At 68.6% G+C, this 17,494-nt stretch carries 14 protein-coding genes; 10 read left to right on the forward strand and 4 right to left on the reverse strand.

Translation table 11 applies throughout. From position 1 onward, the window contains the following. Positions 1 to 11: 11 nt before the first annotated feature. The 9 genes from ABEE00_RS19850 to ABEE00_RS19890 all read left to right on the forward strand — a co-directional run bounded on the left by ABEE00_RS19850 (position 12) and on the right by ABEE00_RS19890 (position 11,908). Entirely contained in the window at positions 12 to 467 is a 456-nt protein-coding gene (locus ABEE00_RS19850; RefSeq protein ID WP_345746907.1) for a type II toxin-antitoxin system RatA family toxin, read from the forward strand. Further along, a complete protein-coding gene (locus ABEE00_RS19855; protein ID WP_345746908.1) occupies positions 464 to 1,771 on the forward strand; it encodes an aminotransferase class III-fold pyridoxal phosphate-dependent enzyme in 1,308 nt (435 codons plus the stop codon). Before ABEE00_RS19850 ends, ABEE00_RS19855 begins: the two co-directional genes overlap by 4 nt. Beyond that, positions 1,768 to 3,048, forward strand: coding sequence for an acyl-CoA dehydrogenase family protein (locus ABEE00_RS19860; RefSeq protein ID WP_345746909.1), 1,281 nt, complete (start codon positions 1,768 to 1,770; stop codon positions 3,046 to 3,048). Before ABEE00_RS19855 ends, ABEE00_RS19860 begins: the two co-directional genes overlap by 4 nt. Next, complete coding sequence (locus tag ABEE00_RS19865; RefSeq protein ID WP_345746910.1) at positions 3,035 to 3,274, forward strand: acyl carrier protein; 240 nt, start codon at positions 3,035 to 3,037, stop codon at positions 3,272 to 3,274. The genes ABEE00_RS19860 and ABEE00_RS19865 overlap by 14 nt, the downstream gene beginning before the upstream one ends. Continuing rightward, positions 3,271 to 4,497 carry a beta-ketoacyl-[acyl-carrier-protein] synthase family protein gene (locus tag ABEE00_RS19870; protein ID WP_345746911.1) on the forward strand — a complete coding sequence of 409 codons (1,227 nt, stop codon included), beginning with the start codon at positions 3,271 to 3,273 and terminating at the stop codon, positions 4,495 to 4,497. Before ABEE00_RS19865 ends, ABEE00_RS19870 begins: the two co-directional genes overlap by 4 nt. Positions 4,498 to 4,554: 57 nt before the next feature. Next, positions 4,555 to 5,580 carry an SDR family oxidoreductase gene (locus ABEE00_RS19875; RefSeq protein ID WP_345746912.1) on the forward strand — a complete coding sequence of 342 codons (1,026 nt, stop codon included), beginning with the start codon at positions 4,555 to 4,557 and terminating at the stop codon, positions 5,578 to 5,580. A gap of 129 nt (positions 5,581 to 5,709) precedes the next feature. Continuing rightward, a complete protein-coding gene (locus tag ABEE00_RS19880; protein WP_345746913.1) occupies positions 5,710 to 6,789 on the forward strand; it encodes an LLM class flavin-dependent oxidoreductase in 1,080 nt (359 codons plus the stop codon). Positions 6,790 to 6,851: 62 nt separating this feature from the next. Beyond that, positions 6,852 to 7,349: a flavin reductase family protein gene (locus tag ABEE00_RS19885; protein WP_345746914.1), complete on the forward strand. Its 498-nt coding sequence runs from the start codon at positions 6,852 to 6,854 to the stop codon at positions 7,347 to 7,349. Between the two features lie 1,850 nt (positions 7,350 to 9,199). Continuing rightward, a complete protein-coding gene (locus ABEE00_RS19890; RefSeq protein WP_345746915.1) occupies positions 9,200 to 11,908 on the forward strand; it encodes a hypothetical protein in 2,709 nt (902 codons plus the stop codon). Positions 11,909 to 12,023: 115 nt separating this feature from the next. On the opposite strand, the gene ABEE00_RS19895 is transcribed toward ABEE00_RS19890, so the two are convergent. Beyond that, entirely contained in the window at positions 12,024 to 12,575 is a 552-nt protein-coding gene (locus ABEE00_RS19895; RefSeq protein ID WP_345746916.1) for a flavoprotein, read from the reverse strand. After that, positions 12,572 to 13,795: a helix-turn-helix domain-containing protein gene (locus ABEE00_RS19900; RefSeq protein WP_345746917.1), complete on the reverse strand. Its 1,224-nt coding sequence runs from the start codon at positions 13,793 to 13,795 to the stop codon at positions 12,572 to 12,574. The genes ABEE00_RS19895 and ABEE00_RS19900 overlap by 4 nt, the downstream gene beginning before the upstream one ends. Positions 13,796 to 14,030: 235 nt before the next feature. Here ABEE00_RS19900 and ABEE00_RS19905 point away from each other — a divergent pair, with 235 nt between their 5' ends. Beyond that, positions 14,031 to 14,252 (forward strand): hypothetical protein, encoded by a 222-nt coding sequence (locus ABEE00_RS19905; RefSeq protein WP_345746918.1) that lies wholly within the window; start codon positions 14,031 to 14,033, stop codon positions 14,250 to 14,252. Positions 14,253 to 14,449: 197 nt separating this feature from the next. On the opposite strand, the gene ABEE00_RS19910 is transcribed toward ABEE00_RS19905, so the two are convergent. Both ABEE00_RS19910 and ABEE00_RS19915 read right to left on the reverse strand, forming a co-directional pair. Then, positions 14,450 to 15,802 carry an enolase C-terminal domain-like protein gene (locus ABEE00_RS19910; protein WP_345746919.1) on the reverse strand — a complete coding sequence of 451 codons (1,353 nt, stop codon included), beginning with the start codon at positions 15,800 to 15,802 and terminating at the stop codon, positions 14,450 to 14,452. After that, the gene (locus tag ABEE00_RS19915) at positions 15,799 to 17,082 is read right to left on the reverse strand and encodes an MFS transporter (protein ID WP_345746920.1); all 1,284 of its coding nucleotides are present in this window, start codon (positions 17,080 to 17,082) and stop codon (positions 15,799 to 15,801) included. The genes ABEE00_RS19910 and ABEE00_RS19915 overlap by 4 nt, the downstream gene beginning before the upstream one ends. Positions 17,083 to 17,494: the final 412 nt, after the last annotated feature.

The raw sequence follows: 17,494 nt of genomic DNA on the forward strand, positions 1-17,494 counted from the left end.
GGAACACCGCCATGCCGACGGTAACCACGAGCCACACCACGCAGGAGGACCCCGCGAAGGTCTGGGAGGTCCTGCTGGACAACGAGTCCTACCCCGGCTACATGGCCGAGGTGCAGGACATCACGGTGCTGCGCCGGGACGGCGACGTACGGGTCAGCAAGTGGCAGGTCCTCCTCAAGGGCTCCGAACTCGAGTGGGAGGAAGAGGAGTTCATCGACCACGGCCGCCGCAGGATCGACTTCCGCCAGATCGACGGCGACCTGGCCTACTTCACCGGCCACTGGCAGGTGAGCGTCGATGAGCGGGGCACCACGGTCGAGCTCCACGTGGAGTTCGACATCGGCATCCCCATGATGAGCGACCTGCTCAACCCCGTCGCCGCACGCGCGCTGGAGGACAACTCGCGGGCCATGCTCGCGCACCTCGGCGACCGCGCGGGAACCGCCGAGCCGGAGCGCCGGCGATGAGGGCGAACGGCAGCACGCCGGGAACTGGGAGCACCCCGGGAACCGACAGCACGACCGCGAAGGACACCTTCCGACGGCTGCGCGCGCACATGTCGCCCGCGCTCGCCCTCTCGGGGAAGTTCGCCGGCCAGGGAGCGGTGGAGGCCGGCGCCGAGGGCTGCGAGGTGCGGCTGTCCGACGGGCGCCGGGTCCTCGACTTCGGCTCGTACGCGGTCCCGTTGCTCGGTCACCGGCACCCGGCGGTCCTCGACGCCGTACGCGGTCAGCTCGACGCGATGCCCGTCTCCACCCGCACCCTGAGCAGCCCGGTCCTCGCCCGCGCGGCACAGGAGGTCGTGGAGTACGCCGCAGGGCCCGGGCTGAACCGGGTCCACTTCGGCACCAACGGGGCCGACGCCGTGGAGGTCGCCGTCAAGCTGGCGCGCCTCGTCACCGGCAGGCCCACCGTCGCGGCCGTGCGCGGCGCCTACCACGGCAAGACCATGGGCGCCCTCGCGCTCACCTCGCACGCGCGGTTCCGCACGGGGCTCGAAGGGCTCCTCGGCGGCGTGGTCCACCTCGACCCCGAGGACCCCGGGGCGCTCGCCGCCGCGCTCGCCACGGCCCCGCTCGCGGCCCTCGTGTTCGAGCCGGTCCAGGGCGAGAACGGCGTCATGCCGCTGTCCCCCGAGGTCCTGGCGCGCTGGTGCGCCGACGCGAAGCGGGCCGGCGCCTTCGTGATCGCCGACGAGATCCAGGTCGGGCTGCGGCGCGCGGGCGAGCGCTCGCTCGCGCTGCACGCCGGACTGCCCGTCGACGCGCTGCTGCTGGGCAAGCCGCTGGGCGGCGGGGTCACCGCCGTCTCGGCCGCCGTACTCTCCGACGAGCTGTACCAGCCTCTGACGGACGACCCGTTCCGGCACACGGCCACCTTCGCGGGCCAGCCGCTCACCATGGCGGCCGTGCCGGCGGCCCTCCGGGCCATCGAGGAACACGCCGAGCACGGCGCCCACGTGGCCAAGCTCATGGAGGCCGAGCTCGCCGGGCTCAAGGACCGCTTCCCCTCCGTCGTGACCGCCGTACGCGGCCAAGGGCTCATCTGGGGCGTCGACTTCGCCACTCCGGAGCACGCCGGCGAGGTGGTGGTCGGGCTCGCCGAGCGCGGCCTGCTGGTCTCGCCCTGCCTGAGCCGCCCCGAGACGCTCCGGCTGCTGCCCCCGCTCGTCGCCCGCGACGAGGACGTGCACCGGGCCATGGCACATCTGGAGGCCACCCTCGACCAGGCGCGGCGCGCCGTCGGCGACGCCGGGGGAGGGGACGCGTGACCCCCGACGACGTCTTCGACGGCCTGTGGCCCGAGGTCGGCGACGCGCTGCCGCAGGACGCGCTGGCCGAGATCGCCGGGCACGCGGTGCGCTCCGACAGGGACGGCACAGCCCCCGTCGAGAGCCTGCGGCTGCTGCGCGAACTGCACTGGCCTGGCCGCCCCGTTCCCGAGAAGTTCCTCGGCGGCGGCGCCGGTCTCGTGCGGTGCTGCGCCATGCAGCGCGCGCTCGGCGCCGCCGACCCGGGGCTCGCGGTCGCGGTGAACATGCACCTGTTCTCCGTGGGGCTCATGGTGGAGCACTGGCAGCGGCGTACCGACACCTCCTGGCTCCTGATGGAGGCCATCGCCACCCAGGACAGGCTGCTGGCCTCGGCGTTCGCCGAACCGCACCTCGGCGGGTCCACCACGCGCTCCACGCTGCGGGCCCGCGCGGTGAAGGGCGGCTGGGAGGTGTCGGGCACCAAGCGGCCCTGCTCGCTCGCCGCCGAGGCCGACCTCGTATGCCTCCAGACGCAGACCGAGGAGGACGCGGAGGGCGGCTCGTCCGTGCTGGTCGCGCTGCTGCCCACGGACGCGCCCGGACTGTCGGTGCGCAACGACTGGGACACCCTGGGCATGCGCGGCTCGGCGTCCAACACCCTGGTGCTGGACGCGTGCTTCATCCCCGAGGAGCTGGTCTTCTACGAGGCGGCAGCGGGCACCGAGGACGACGACGTGTTCGCCGCGGGCACCATCTGGTTCGCGCTCACCGCCACCGCCTGCTACCTGGGCCTCGCCCAGTCGGCGCTGCACCACGCGCGCGACCTGCTGGGCCGCATGCGCATCGCCCATCTCGGCACCACCCGCGACAAGTTGCCCAGCTACCAGGCCGCCATCGGCGACCGGGTCGCCGAACTCCTCACCCTGGAGGCCGCCTGCGCCGACGTGGCGCGGCGCATGGAGTCGGGGGCAGCGCCCGAACACCTCGTGGGAGCCGCGCTCGCCGTGAAACAGCAGGCCGTACGCGTCGTGCCCGAGGTGGTCGGCGCGCTGGCCGAGACCGTCGGCGGCGCCTCGTACGCGCGCTCGGCTCCGCTGGAGCGGCTGTGGCGTGACGCCCAGGCGATCCGCTTCCACCCCCCGACCCCGGTGGCGGCCCGGCAGTACCTGGCGCGGCGCGCCCTGGGCCTGCCCGCCACCCTCGACCTGGACGAGGCGGCCCCCGGCCTTCACCACGACGCTCTGCACCACGACGCTCAGCAAATCCGGAAAGGAAGTGCCCATGAACCGCGATGAACTGGCGGATGCGGTCAGGAGTCAGGTCGCCCTGGTCGTCGGCGTCGCAGAGGAGGAGATCGAGGAGACCACCGACCTGCGCGAGAAGTACGACATCGACAGCCTCGAACTGATGGAGATCGGCACCCGGCTGGAGAAGGTCCTCGGATTCCGCTTCCAGGTCGAGGACTTCATGCACGTACGCAGCGTGGGCGACACCCTCGAACTGCTCAAGGAGCAGGCGTGAGCCGCCGGCGGGTGGCCATCTGCGGCGTCGGCATGAAGACCGCGGCGGGCACCGAGACCAAGGAGGTCATGGACGCGCTGCTGGAGGGCCGCCCGACCGCGGCACCGGTCGAGGAGCTGGTCGAGCGTGACCTGGCGGTCACCTTCGCCTGCCGGGTGCCCGACTTCGACACCGCCCGCTACCTGTCGCTGCGCGAGTCCCGCCAGATGGAGCGCTCCGCCGTGCTGGCCATGGCCGCGGCCCTCGACGCGGTGGGCGACGTGCCGCTGGACACCGTCGCCGAGCCCGGCCGCATCGGCGTCGCCGTCGGCGCGGGCGCCGGGGGGCTGACCGCGATGGAGCGCTCCACGGTGGAGTACGGGAGCGACCCGGGGCAGGTGCCGGCCTTCAGTGTGCCGCGCACCATGACCAGCGGGGCCGCCGCGCGGCTGAGCCTGCGGCTGGGCGCCAGGGGCTCGGCGCTCACCTACGCCACCGCCTGCGCCAGCGGCGCCAACGCCATCGGCGAGGCGGTGCAGAAGATCCGCTCCGGCGAGCTGGACGTCATCGTCGCCGGGGGAGTGGAGGCCTCGGTCTCCCCGATGGTCATGTCCGGCTTCGCGCGCATGCGGGCCCTGTCCCAGCGCAACGACGACCCGGCCGCCGCGTGCCGCCCGTTCGACGTCGACCGGGACGGGTTCGTGATGGGGGAGGGCGCGGCCTTCCTCGTACTGGAGGAGTGGGAGCACGCGCGGGCGCGGGGCGCGACCGTGCTCGGCGAGATCCTGGGGTACGGCGCGAACTCCGACGCCTTCCACATCGTGGCCCCCCAGGAGGACGGCGGCGGCGCGGCCGACTGCATCCGGCGGGCGCTGGACGACGCCGGCCTCGCGCCGGGGGACATCGGCCACATCAACGCGCACGGCACGTCCACCGTGCACAACGACCGCGCCGAGGCGCGGGCGATCACCGCGGTCTTCGGCGATTCCGCACCGCCGGTCACCGCGTCCAAGGGCGTGCTGGGACACGGGCTCGGCGCCGCGGGGGCGATGGAGGCCGCGGTCACCGCGCTGAGCGCCGCCGAGGGGCTGGTCCCGCCGGTGGCCAACTTCGGACGCGCCGACGAGGACACCGGGAAGCTGGACATCGTCGCCGGCGCCCCGCGGAAGATCGGCAAGCTGCCGGCGCTGACCAACTCGTTCGGCTTCGGCGGACACAACGCGGCGCTGGTGATCGCCCCGTGACGGCCGCGGCGCGAGAACCCGTGACGGCCGCGACGCATGATCCAGAGGAGTGACCGTATGCGGGTCTTGATCACCGGTGCGACCGGTGTGGTGGGGCAGGAAGTGCTGCGCACCCTCGTCTCGTCGGGCGAGGACATCGAGCTGACCGCGGTGGCCAGGAGGCCGTCGGGGCCGGGCGAGGTGGCCTGGGACATGGGCCACGCCCCACCGCCGCCCGAACTGCGCGGGCACTGGGACGCGGTGGTGCACACCGCGGCCTCCACCCGCTGGAGCATGGAGCGCGAGGAGGCCGTCGAGGCCAACGTGCGTCCTACCGAAGCGGTGCTGGAACTGCTGGGCCCGGACACCCACCTCGTCCACCTCTCCACCGCGTACGCGGACGGCGCCGACCCCGAACGGCACGCGGTGCCCTCCGCCTTCGGCCGCCACCGCAACGGCTACGAGTGGTCCAAGGCGGCCTGCGAGACGCTCGTGCGCGAGCGCCACGGCGGACCGCTGACGGTGGTGCGCCCGCCGCTGATCATCGGCCGTACGACGGACGGCGCGATCGGCCGCTTCACCGGCCCCTACACGCTGGTGCAGGCCCTCGCGTCCGGACTGGCCGCCGCGCTGGTCGGCGACCCGCGCGGATGCGCCGAACTGGCCCCCGTGGACCAGGTGGCGGACGTGACGGCCGGCGCCGTGCTGGGCGAGCCGCCCTCGGCTCCCCGTACGGAGGTGATCGCGGGCGGCGCCAAGTGCCTGCGCCTCGGCGAACTGCTGGACGTCGTGTGCGGCACGCTCAACGAGTGGCGGGCCGAGCGCGGGATCGCCCCGGTCGGGCAGCCGCCGTTCATCCCCACCGAGCGCTGGCACCGGTTCTTCCTGCCGATGGCCAGGGAGCACCTGTCACCGGTGCAGCTCGAAGTGGTCCAGCTCCTGGGCATGTTCGAGAGCTACACGAGCCTCGACGAGCCGCTGGAGCCGACCCAGCAGGTCAAGGACCCCGCGGCCGCGCTCGCCCTGTCCATCCGCTGCTGGGCCGACCGCAAGCCCCGCCTCGCCTCGCGCATCCCCGAGCCGTGGGGCGTCGTGGGCGGGTGAGGGCGCGCCGCGAGGGGGCGGGGCGGCTCTCGTACGAGGGCGGCTTCCGTACGTGGGGCGGCTCTCGTACGCGGCGATCGCCCCGCATCGATCGACCAATGCACTGACCACAGCTTGGAGTTCCGTGCCGTGAAATTCTCCCTGTTCTTCGAAATGCAGCTCGCCTCCCCGACCCGGGAGAGCGAGCGGCGGATATTCCACGACTCGGTCGAACAGGCCGTGCTGGCCGATCAGTTGGGCTACCACGCGGTGTGGGCGGTCGAGCACCACGGGCTGCGGGAATACGCGCACAGTTCAGCGCCCGAGGTGTTCCTCTCCTATGTCGCGGCGCGCACCGAGAACATACGGATCGGCCACGGCGTGACCCTCACGGCGCACCGCTACAACCACCCGATCCGTATCGCGGAACGCGTGGCGACCCTCGACATCCTCTCCAACGGCCGTGTGAACTGGGGCTCGGGCAAGAGCGGCACCCGCACCGAGCAGCACGCCTTCGAGACCGACATCCCCTCACTCGCCGACCAGTGGCTCGAAGCGCAGCGGCTGATACCGCGCGTCTGGTGCGAGGACGTCGTGGAATGGAAGGGCGACTTCTTCCGGATACCGCCGACCCAGGTCGTGCCCAAGCCGGTGCAGGAGCCGCATCCGCCGATGTTCGCCGCGTGCAGTACGCCGTCGAGTTCGGTGCAGGCGGGGGAACTCGGTCTGGGTTCGCTCAATTTCTCCGCCGGCACGCAGAAGAAGCTCACCCAGCGCGTACGGCGATATCGCGAGGCGGTGGCCGCGGCCGAGCCCGCCGGCGAGGCGGTGACCGACCACTACGCGTGCACCCCGATGAGCACGGTGTTGGAGGACGACCGCAGGGCCTGCGCATACGGATTCCGCGGCGCCTCGTTCTTCTGGCAGTCGCAGATGAAGTATTACGGCGGCGAGCAGCGCCCGCTGGGCCCCCTGGACGCGGACGCGGGACCGCTCTCCGAGGAGGACCTGCAACGCGCCATGGACGAACGGCTCGCCCCCGACACTCCGATGACCGGCGTGATCGGCAGCCCCGAGGTGTGCCGCAAGCAGATCGAACGGTTCGAGGAGGCGGGCGTCGACGAGCTGATCCTCGTGATGCAGATGGGCACGGTGCCGCACGAGGTCGTCATGGAGTCGATCCGCACCTTCGGCGAGCAGGTGCTGCCGCACTTCCCGGACCGCACATGACGCGGGCCGCCGAGGGAGCGGCCGTCGCCGGGGGCGAAGCGGGGGCGGGTGACGAAGAGGCCTTGCGTGAGGGGTTGTTCGAGATGATGGCCGCCTTTCCCACCGGCGTGGGCATCGTCACCACGACCGACGAGGAGGGGCGCCCCGCCGGGCTGACCACCACGGCGCTGTGCAGCGTCTCGGCCTCCCCGCCCCTGCTCCTGGTCTGCGTCGGCAACCAGAGCCGCACACTCCCGCACCTCCTGCGCCGCCGCCGCTTCGTGGTGCACGTGATGGCGGCGGACGAGGGCAGGACGGCATGCGTCCGCTTCGCCTCCAAGTCCCGGGACAAGTTCACGGGCCTCGCCTGGCACCACACCCCTTCGGGCCTGCCGCTACTGGAACGGGGCGTCCTGGCCTGGGCAGAGTGCACCACGACACAGGAGATCCCCACGGGCGATCACACGACGATCGTCGCCCGCTACGTGAGGGGAGAGGGCCCCTCCGAGGACCGCCGCCCGCTTCTGTACCACCAGCGGTCGTATGGGGAGTTGGCACCGGGGGCGGTGGCGGCCGGCTGACCTTCAGCCAGCCCGGCGACGGCGGCACCGAGTAGCAGGCTGCGTAAGGCGGTACGGCTTCGGGCCAGGGTGGTCTTCTCCGGTCGTGGTGAGGACGGGATGGTGCAGGTGCCCGGTCTCTGATCATGGCCCTCCGGTCTGCGGCGCCTGGTCTGACGGCCGTTGACCTGACCGGCCGTTCCACGGGTGTGGCGCCGTGTGCTTCGGGTGCGCTACGGCTGTGTGCTCTCCGGTTTCAGGCCGGCAGTCTGGTTGAGTGTGCGGGCGTCGGCCAGGGCGACGAGCTGCAGGCGGCGACCTGTGTCCACCTCGGCCCGGTATCGCCGCTGGAGTACGCGGTCGTAGTGCCGATCCAGGCGTTGAGCTGCGGTGGCTAGCCCGGAGTCGCGGGAACAGGTCGCCTCGGCCCGGAATCAGCGCTCAAGACCCCCGTACAGTCTGCGCTCGGCCTCGGACCGGCAGCCCCGGCTGCTGCGCGCAAGCGGCATGTCGCCTGGCGTCTCCGCGCTGAACATGGTTGGGGACGGCCCATCGGTGGCCCTCCGCTCGGGCAGGGGACTGCGGAAGGACCGCTGATTGGGGTCGCCCGTACGAAGCTTCGCGAGCGCACCCGTACCGTCGCGCCCATTTCGGATCGTCGATGGCGTACCAGAAATTCCGGGCCTTGGACGGAAATTAGGAGTCGGCGAGCCGATAGGCGAACCCGTGCTTACGCATGCAGTCCTCGGGGCGGGAGAGCGGGCGCGGTTCCTTGTGAGGATGGGCAGCCCTCCGGGCTTGGGGGCCCGACGGCTTCGGCCGACCCGGAAGTCTCGGGGAGCAGCACGACGAGGATGGGTGCGAGAGCGACTCCGGGAACGCCCAGCACGAGCGCCGCCCACTCCTTACCGCGTGGCTACCGCTCCGCGATCCGTACGGAAATTCCTTCCCTTTTGGTCCACGAGGCCCTGTGACATGCCGCTGTGCGTCCCGCGCGCACAGACAGGTGCGTCACCGCGATGCGCCTGACGAGTTGCCTAACTCTTCCCGCCAACTTCCTTGGCTCCCGCACCGCCCCACAGCAGGCTCCATCCGCGACGCGCCCCGCCCACCCACGGGCATCTTCGGTTCCGTCCGGAACGGCCCTGCACGCACAGTCCTTACGACCGTCCGCGGACTCCGACCTCAAAGGCAACCAATCAGTGGGAATCAACTCCTCGCCCATCTGGGAAGACGTCCCGCTTTTCAGCATCTGGGCTGCTGGAGGGGTGTCTGGTGTTTCAATCGAGCTACCTGGCGGGGTAGAGGCAACCTGTCGGGGCGTTGTGTCGGTGTCTGTGAATTGAATCAGCGATATGGCACCGGCATCTGAGCCCTGGACGAATCATGGGGCTGTCGTGGATGTGAGGTGACGCGGTTCGCAATCGGGAGCATCGTCATGGCCGGCGTGACGCTCCTGTGGCTGCCCGCGATAGATCTATGGTCGTTATCACCGTAGTCAGCGAATCACTACCCGTGGCACGACCGATCGAAGCTCGCGACCCCTTGAGCACGCAACATGGAACGGTTCCGAGCTGGCCCCGCTGTTGAGTGGTAAGTGAGATTTGTTCGCTATGCGGCTTTTGGCGTTCGCGCGCAGGCGCGCAACAGCGAGTCGGCGTCTACCAAGCCTTCTGTCGAGTTCACCTCTTCCCCCTACTGAAGGTATAAACGTCCGGGAACTTGGTCGACGCATCGGGACCTGGAGTGAGCGGTTGAGTGGGGGAGCTTCCTCGATTGGCACGGGTGGGGGCGGGACGATCTATGAGTATCGCGTCGCGACCCTGGATACAGTCGCGTTGCTCTGCGGCGTAGAGGTTCCAGGGCTGGACGTGGCGCCGGACTCGATCTGCCTGCAGCAGGGCAGTGACTTCCCCCTGGATGACATTGTTGCCTTGAGCTGCAAGGGTCCCTACAAGGTGACTCTGGAAAGGCAAGTTAAACGTACGTTTGAGATCTTTCCGAGTAGTGAACCGTGGCGTAAGACGATACGCCAGTGTTTGCAGAGTCTTGATTCATTCGGCGATGAGATCGATGCTGACCGGCACAGGCTGGGTATTACCTCATCTGGCCCCTTGCGCACCTTGGAAGCATTGCGAAGTCTTGCTGCGTATGCCGCTTCCCAGAAAAGCCTGAAAGGCTTCCTAAAGAAGATTTCAACCTGTGGCCAGGAGCTCAGACGTATATGGCGGCATCTTGTAGAGACCGTGAGAGATCTGCTCGCGGATAGAGGTGTGATCGCTATCGAGCGAGAACTGGTGAACTTTACTGCTTTTCGGGTGGCGCGTCGCCTTGTTGTGGAGGTTGAGCCGACTGAGCAAATTAGCCCAAGGCGCACATATCTTTGCGCTCTGCTGGAGGATCGAGTACTCGCAGGAAATTCCAAGATCAATGCCGCAGCCGTGTACCGGATGATCGAGGAAGCGGTGCAGGAGTGGGGGCCTAGGGCTGGTGTTATTGACGCTGAAATGCTTCGAAATCGACTTCGGGTGCGGGGGGTTGCGCTTAGGGGTGATCCGCCTGGGTCGGATTCTCGGAGCGCTTCTTCGCCTCGCACAAAACTGATTAGGGAATTGGATCCTGCTGATGCTCTGCGATTGGAGGTGCATCCATCCTTCGAGGTGGACCGCGGGTCTGCTGGGATCACGGTACTTCCCCCGTATATCACGCGCACTGTCAGTATTGATGGCGAACTACGGCGCCAGGTGGCTCAGGCAGCCGATGGAAGCCGACTTGTGATGGTTATCGGCGGTTCCTCTACCGGGAAGACACGGGCGTGCTGGGAGGCGGTGCGTTCCGAACTACCGAACTGGCGCATCGTGCACCCGTTGGCTCCCAACCGGCCTGTGGCTCTCCTGCGTGCCTTGGAATCGGACGTGCTCTGCCCAAGAACTGTTCTGTGGCTGAACGACGCTAACATGTATTTGCAGAATAAAGAGTATGTTGCAGAGATATCGGCGAGTATTCAGGAACTGCTGGCTGATGAGCAGCGGGGGCCAGTTCTAGTGTTGGGTACAATTTGGCCCGACATCTGGGACAACCTCTCGGGGGGCGCTCCCGAGGATAATTACTTGGATATTGGAATGGGCGCCGTGGAACAGCTTGCCGACTTGGCAGTGACGGTTAGGATGCCCATCAGATTCACTCAGCAGGAATTGGCGCATGCCGCCACTCTTTTTGACTCCGACGAACGTTTGCGTCTGGCTCGAAGTCGGGCAGTCAGTGGGCACATCACTCAGTTCCTGGCCGGAGCCCTGCACCTGTGGCGTCGGTATGAGCAGTCCGAAGGGGCGGCCCGGGCCATCTTGCATGCGGCGATGGACGCGCGCCGCTTCGGGCATGGTCCGCACCTGTCGGGGGAGTTCTTGCAGGCAGCTGCTGAGGGTTATGTGGACGAAGCTACATGGCATACGCTGAATGATGATTGGTTCACCTTCCACCTGACTAGGCTACTCAAATCCCGTCGCCAACTACCTGGACCTCTAACTCGGTTCCGGCCGCGCTCAGGTCAACCCCTGTCTGCCACTACGTTGTACCAACTGGCCGACTTTCTCGACGAGAAGGGTAGAGCGATAAGAGAAGGGGAGATACCCCCTTCTTCTTTCTGGGTGGCAGCTACTGCTCATTCGTATACAGAATCAGACCTGCGAGAGCTGGCGCAGGCTGCACGTCACCACAAGGTGATGGACTGCGAAGAGCTCTACTTCAAAGCAGCCGCGTCTGGTGACTCGACAGTGCTGCGCTGGTTTGCGCGCCGCCTTATCGCGATGAGGAAATTCAAGCAGGCGGAAGAGGTAATTGATACCAAATGCCTCGATGGCTTTCTTCTGGGTGAGCTATCTGCTGCTGTTGGGCACGCTGGACGTATTGGAGACGCTGAGCGCCTTGCGCGCCGGGCGTATCAGGTCAGTGGCAACCGTATGGGGGCTCGAGCCCTGGCTCATCATCTGCAGGCTATGGGAATGAACCGCGCCGCAGAAAGAATATACTCTTGGGCTGCGGATACTGGAGACCCAGTTGCGGCGCGCTGGCTCACTGCTCACCACGAGGCGGGCCGTAACCGTGGTGCGGCAGAAGAGTTGGCGCACGCATTCCTTGTGCAGCATGGAAGCCCAGCCGCAGCTCTGGAACTGGCCCAACTCCGTGCTGCAGTTGGGAAAGCGAAGGATGTCGAGTGGCTGAGCCGCCTTGTTGCCGAGCACGGGCATGCTGAAATTCTAGTCACCTGCGCACGGGAGCGAGCAGAGCGTCGTGACCTTGCCACTGCCCTGTGTTTTTATAGAGCTGCTGCTGAAGCAGGGAATCCGGCGGCTTTGCAATGGATGTCATGGCATAGCGAAGGGCAAGATGATCGCCGACGTGCTGAGGATTTTGCGTATGCTGCGGCAGCTGTCGGTAATAGTCATGCTTTGCATGGTCTGGCTCACCTGAGAAGCTGCAAAGGATATTTCCATGATGCTGAGCGTTTGAATCGGTCCGCAGCGCAGGCAGGGTCAGCGCAAGCCAAGGCGTGGCTTACGCGTAAGGGGTTCTTCATGTGATCACTGAGGCTACGGCAAATGTAGAGGAGTCACGGTCAGTTGGGTGGGAAATCTGATGGAAGTGATATGAGTGCCAGCCCATGAGAACTGCGCAGGTAAAATAAGGGTGACGTAACTACTCCAGTGGTGAGAGCGCCGCCACGGCAGCATCCCAGGGGTAGTTGGCCACATCTCCTTGCTTGGGCTCGTGTGGTACGAAACCACTCTCCCCGAGGAGCACCGTGACCTCGTTCGCACGAAGGAAGCTCACGCTTTGGTCGAGTGCCGGATGGGCGGCCTGGGCTCGGTTCAGGTAGGGGAGGGCGACCAAAGGGAGGCCGAGGCCGATGGCTTCGGTGAGTAGGCCTAGGGCGAGGGTGTCGGAGATTCCCTGGGCCCATTTGTTGATCGTGTTGAAGGTGGCTGGGGCCACCAGGATGGCGTCCGGGGCGGGGAGGACGTCGGGCTCAGTCGGGAGCTTGTAGCGGGTTCGTACCGGGTGGCCGGTCAGGGTCTCCAGGACGGGTAGTTCTGGCTCCAGCCAGCGGCCCGCGGTGGGGGTCAGGACCAGGCATACGTCCCAGCCGTCTCGCTGTGCCTTTTCGATGCCGGTGCGGATGTGTTGGGCCGGCGGTGCTGCGCAGGCGATCAGGTACAGGACGCGGGAGGCAAGGGAGGGGGCGGTCATGCGGGCAGTCCACAGCGGGCTGCCAGGGCGCGCAACTGGCCTTCGGCGCTTCCGGCGCCCAATAGGCGGAGGTCTTCGACCAGTTGCTTGCTGCGGGGGCGGCAGTGGACTTCTTCGGGGGCTTCCCTTTCTGCCTCCAGCAGCTTGGCGACCGCCTCTGCCCGGCGTCCGGACTGGATGAGGCCGCGGGCCACGTCCACCAGGTGGTGCGCACGCCGCTCGCGGGGCAGGGCCTGCCGGTCGGGCGGTGGGATCTGCATTGCTGCTGCCACCGCGTCGGCTCCGTCGTGCAGCCGGACCAGGGCGGAGACGCGGTGGATGCGTACGTTGGTCGGGCCGAAGGCAGTCCATAGCGCGTTGCCGTCGGTGGCCAAGCGGTCTGCCGACTCCCCGGCGGCGTCGAGCAGGCCGGGGACGCTGCCGCGCGCTTCGATGTGTGCTGCGGCCAGGGATGCCTTGAGGAAGAGCATGCCCAGTACGCTCAGGCCCTCCGCGCCGCGCGCCACGAGCTCGCCCTCCAGCCGCTCCGCGGTTGTCGTGGCGAAGTCGATCGCCGCCGGGCCGTCGCCACGGTGGAACATCGCGTCGCACAGGTGGCGGGCCGCGGCCGCTATGGCAACCGGGTCGCCGGAGCGTTCGGCCGCCACCACGCCACGGTCCGCGGCGTGCCACGCCAGGGACTCGTCACCGAACTTGGTCGCCGTTGCGGCGGTGAGCTGGTACGTCAGCGACAGCAGAGACAGCGCTGTTGGCTGAGTGCCGCCCTCTTGTTGGGCTGCGGCGCGGTTGGCGTCCGCCAGGAGCGGGGGCAGTACCCGGCCGAGGGGTGAGTAGTCGGACGCTTGGAAGGCGGTCCAGCCGTAGGCCACGTTGCGGCGCAGCACACCGAGGTCGACGGGTTCACAGCCTCCGTCGCATGTTCCCGTGATCACGTCGTGCCGGTGCAGTACCTCGCGGATCTGCGCCAGTTCGGCGGCATCGACGCACTCGGCCGCCGGCAGTCCGGAGGTGTGATCCGACAGGAGCGCTTCCAGGCGTACGTGCAGCACCTCGGCCGCGCGTTCCAGGACCGACAGCCGGGGATCGGTCTGGCGCTGGCCGCCCTCGATGTCCTGCACCCAGCGGCGGGACTTGCCCATCAGCGTGCCGAAGTCGGCTTGAGTCATTCTGCGCCGACCGCGCCAGTAGGCGATCCGCCGACCGATGCCGCTGGTGTCCATGGCCGCTCCGGAGGACCCGGTTCCAAGGCACGCACAGCGCGTGCCTACGCACCGTTGTACCGCTTCTACGTTGCCCACAACCGCAGTTCGGGCAATCACGGAAGAAGGCAGCAGTGCTGACGATCAAGGTCTACAAGGTGAGGGCCGATGGGACCCGCACACCTCTGCTGTCCCAGCGGATCGTGCGGCCTCCTGCCAAACCGGACCCGGTTCCCGTCTCAACCGGCTATCCGCCGTGCCGCTGCAGGCGGTGCCGCCGCGCCAGCGGGGTGCCGCGGTGACCCTCGCCTGCTGCTGCGAGTGCGGCGTCTGGGATACCGACGCGGTGCTGGTGCGGATCGTCGAAACCGGCAGTGGGACTGGCGGCATGATCTACGCCTGTCCCCAGCACGCGCCCGACTGGCTCAGACAAAGCGTGGCCGATACGGATCCGAGCGACTCGGAGGGCCAGCCATGACGACCCTCCCCGCCAGCAAGCCGTACACCTGCCCGCCGTGCCGTGCCGACGTACACTGCTACTGCGATGGCGGGCCGAGCGTGCGGGTTGCAGGGGAGGCGGTGCCGGTCGTCGTCCTGCGCTGCGCTTGTGCGTGCGAAGGCGCGCCCCGGCACCCTGTCGGTGAGGAATCTCCGAGCCGCCAATGACCCGCCGCGTCAACGCCCCGCCATCGCCGGTCGCTTCGGGTCGAATCGCCAGTCGGGGACCAAGAAGCGCATCGGTCCCGCGTCGTCCCGCGCTCCGGAGTCGAGGGTGTTGTACAGGGCGTGGGCAGACTCGACTCGGGGCCAGTCCAAGTCCACGCCCAGGCCGGGGCGTTGAGGCACCTCCACCGACCCGCCCTCAATGGTCAGCGGTGACCTCGTCAGGTGCTCGCCCTCCTGCCAGATCCAGTGCGTGTCGATCGCGGTGATCTCTCCCGGGGCGGCCGCCGCGGCGTGGGTGAACATCGCCAAGGAGACGTCGAAGTGGTTGTTGGAGTGTGAACCCCAGGTCAGGCCCCAGTCATTGCAGAGCTGAGCCACGCGTACCGCGCCGTGCATCGTCCAGAAGTGGGGGTCGGCCAGGGGGATGTCCACGGCGTCCGCGCGCAGGGCGTGGGTCAGTTGGCGCCAGTCGGTGGCGATCATGTTGGTGGCGGTGCGCATCCCCGTCGCCCGGCGGAACTCGGCCATGATCTCCCGCCCCGAGTAGCCGCGCTCGGCGCCGCAGGGGTCCTCCGCGTACGCCAGGACCTCCCGCAGCGGGCCGCGGGCCAGGCGTACCGCCTCCTCCAGCGACCAGGCCCCGTTCGGGTCGAGGGTGATCCGCGCCTGCGGGAAGCGTTCGGCGAGCGCGCGGACCGCTGCGGCCTCCTGCTCGCCGTCCAGCACGCCGCCCTTGAGCTTGAAGTCCGTGAAGCCGTAACGGCGTTGGGCCGCCTCGGCCAGCCGTACGACAGCCTCGGGCGTCAGGGCCTCCTCGTCGCGGAGGCGGAGCCAGTCGTCCTGTTCCGCGGAGTCCGCCGCCCGGTACGGGAGGTCCGTGCGGGTGCGGTCGCCTATGTAGAAGAGGTAGCCGAGTACCGGGACGCGGTCGCGCTGCCGGCCGTCGCCCAGCAGCGCCGCCACCGGGACCTCCAGGTGCTGCCCGAGCAGGTCGAGCAGGGCCGACTCGACGGCGGTGACCGCGTGGACGGCCACGCGCAGGTCGAAGGTCTGCGCCCCGCGCCCCGCGGCGTCACGGTGGCCGAATTGCGAGCGCAGAGAGTGGAGTACGGCGTGGTGATCGGCGACCGGCCGGCCCACCACCAGGTCGCGGGCCTCCTCCAGGGTGCTCCTGATGCCCTCGCCGCCGGGGACCTCGCCCACCCCCGTACGGCCCTCGGAGTCGGTGAGGACGAGGAGGTTGCGCGTGAAGTACGGGGCGTGCGCGCCGCTGAGGTTCAGCAGCATGCTGTCGTGGCCCGCGACCGGGATCACCCGCATCGCGGCGACGGACGGAGGGCGAGAAGTGGAAGGCGGGGTCATGCGGCTCCTTCTTGGGGCGTGGGCGCGGGCGAGCCCTCCGTACCGGCGGAAGAGGCCCGCGGCCCGGTCACCGAGCGGTCCTTGCGTACGAGGAAGACCAGCAGCGCGGCGATCAGCGAGGTGAGGGCCAGCGCGTACAGGCCGTATGTGACCTTCCCCGTGGCCTCCTTGACCAGGCCGAAGCCGAACGGGGCCACGAAACCGCCCAGATTGCCCAGCGAGTTGATGACCGCGATGGCCGAGGCCAGCACCGCCGGGTGCATGCTGCCCTGCGGGATCGTCCAGAACAGCGGGCTCGCGCTCTTGAAGCCCATGGCCGCCACGCACAGCATCACCAGTGCCAGGACGGGAGAGGCGACAGCCGCGAGACAGGTGCCGAGCGCGGCCGTGAGCAGCGCCCCGACCAGCATCGGCTTGCTGCGGCCCGTACGGTCCGAGGCCCTGCCCGTCACGTACATGGCGCCGATCGCGCAGATCCACGGCAGCGAGGAGAGCAGGCCGACGGTGATGTCGTCGGTGCCCTCGATGCGGCGCACGATGCTCGGCAGCCAGAAGGTGTTGGCGTAGATGGAGAGCTGGATGGCGAAGTAGATGCCGCAGAAGACGAGGAGCTGGGGGTTCAGGAGCAGCCTCCAGCGGGATACGCGGCGGCCGGTGCCGGACTCCTCCACGCGGGCGCGGTCCTCCGCCTCTATGCGGCCGTGCAGCGTGTCCTTCTCCGCGGTGCTCAGCCACTTCGCGTCGTGGATCTTCGAGTCCAGGAGCCGGTACGCGACGATGCCGACCACGATCGACAGCAGCCCCTCCAGGCCGAACATCCACTGCCAGCCCGCGAGTCCGCCCGCGCCGTGCAGCGTGAGCAGCGGGCCCGAGACCGGTCCGGATATCGCGGCGGCGATCGAGGAGCCGGCGACGAACAGCGCGGTGGCGCGGCCCCGGTGCGAGGCGGGCAGCCAGCGGGAGAAGTAGAAGATGATCGCGGGGAAGAACCCGGCCTCCGCCGCGCCCAGCAGGAAGCGCAGCGTGTAGAACATGACCGGCCCGTTGACCAGGGCCATCGCCGCCGAGACGGCGCCCCAGCTCACCATGATGCGGGTGAGCCAGACCTTGGGTCCGTAGCGCTCCATGAGGAGGTTGCTGGGGAGTTCGAAGAGGGCGTACGCGATGAAGAAGACGCCCGCGCCGAGGCCGTAGGCGGCGGCGCCGATGCCGACGTCCGCCTCCAGGTGCTCCTGTGCGTAGCCGATGTTGGAGCGGTTGAGCTGATTGCAGATCAGCATGACGACGAAGAGGGGGACGACGCGGCGGAAGACTTTGGATACGGCGCGGGTGAGGGGTTCTGCGGGGGAATGCGCGGGAGCTGAGGGCATCGGCGACCTCTCGCGTTGAGCTTTCCTGGCAGGGGCCAAGAGCGCGTCATGGTGCGGGACTTGAACACGCGGGGCGCTCACCGTTCGCGTAGCGGTGGGCTCTTGCGCCACAGGACGCTAGAGGGCGGAATTATGCGCGTCCAAGATTTCTTTTGGATTCGCCGATGCGGGGATTGAATCGCCGCGACCCCGTTGTGCGTGGGGTTGCTTTGCGCTACGGGCCTCTTTTGCGCTGCGCGCCTCTTTTGCGGCTGCGCCGCTTGTCGCCGGTGCGGCTTCGCGCTGTGGCCGCCGGACAGCGCCGCTGATTGCTGCTTTCCGC

This window comes from Streptomyces odontomachicola, from assembly GCF_039605595.1.
Classification (GTDB): Bacteria; Actinomycetota; Actinomycetes; order Streptomycetales; family Streptomycetaceae; genus Streptomyces.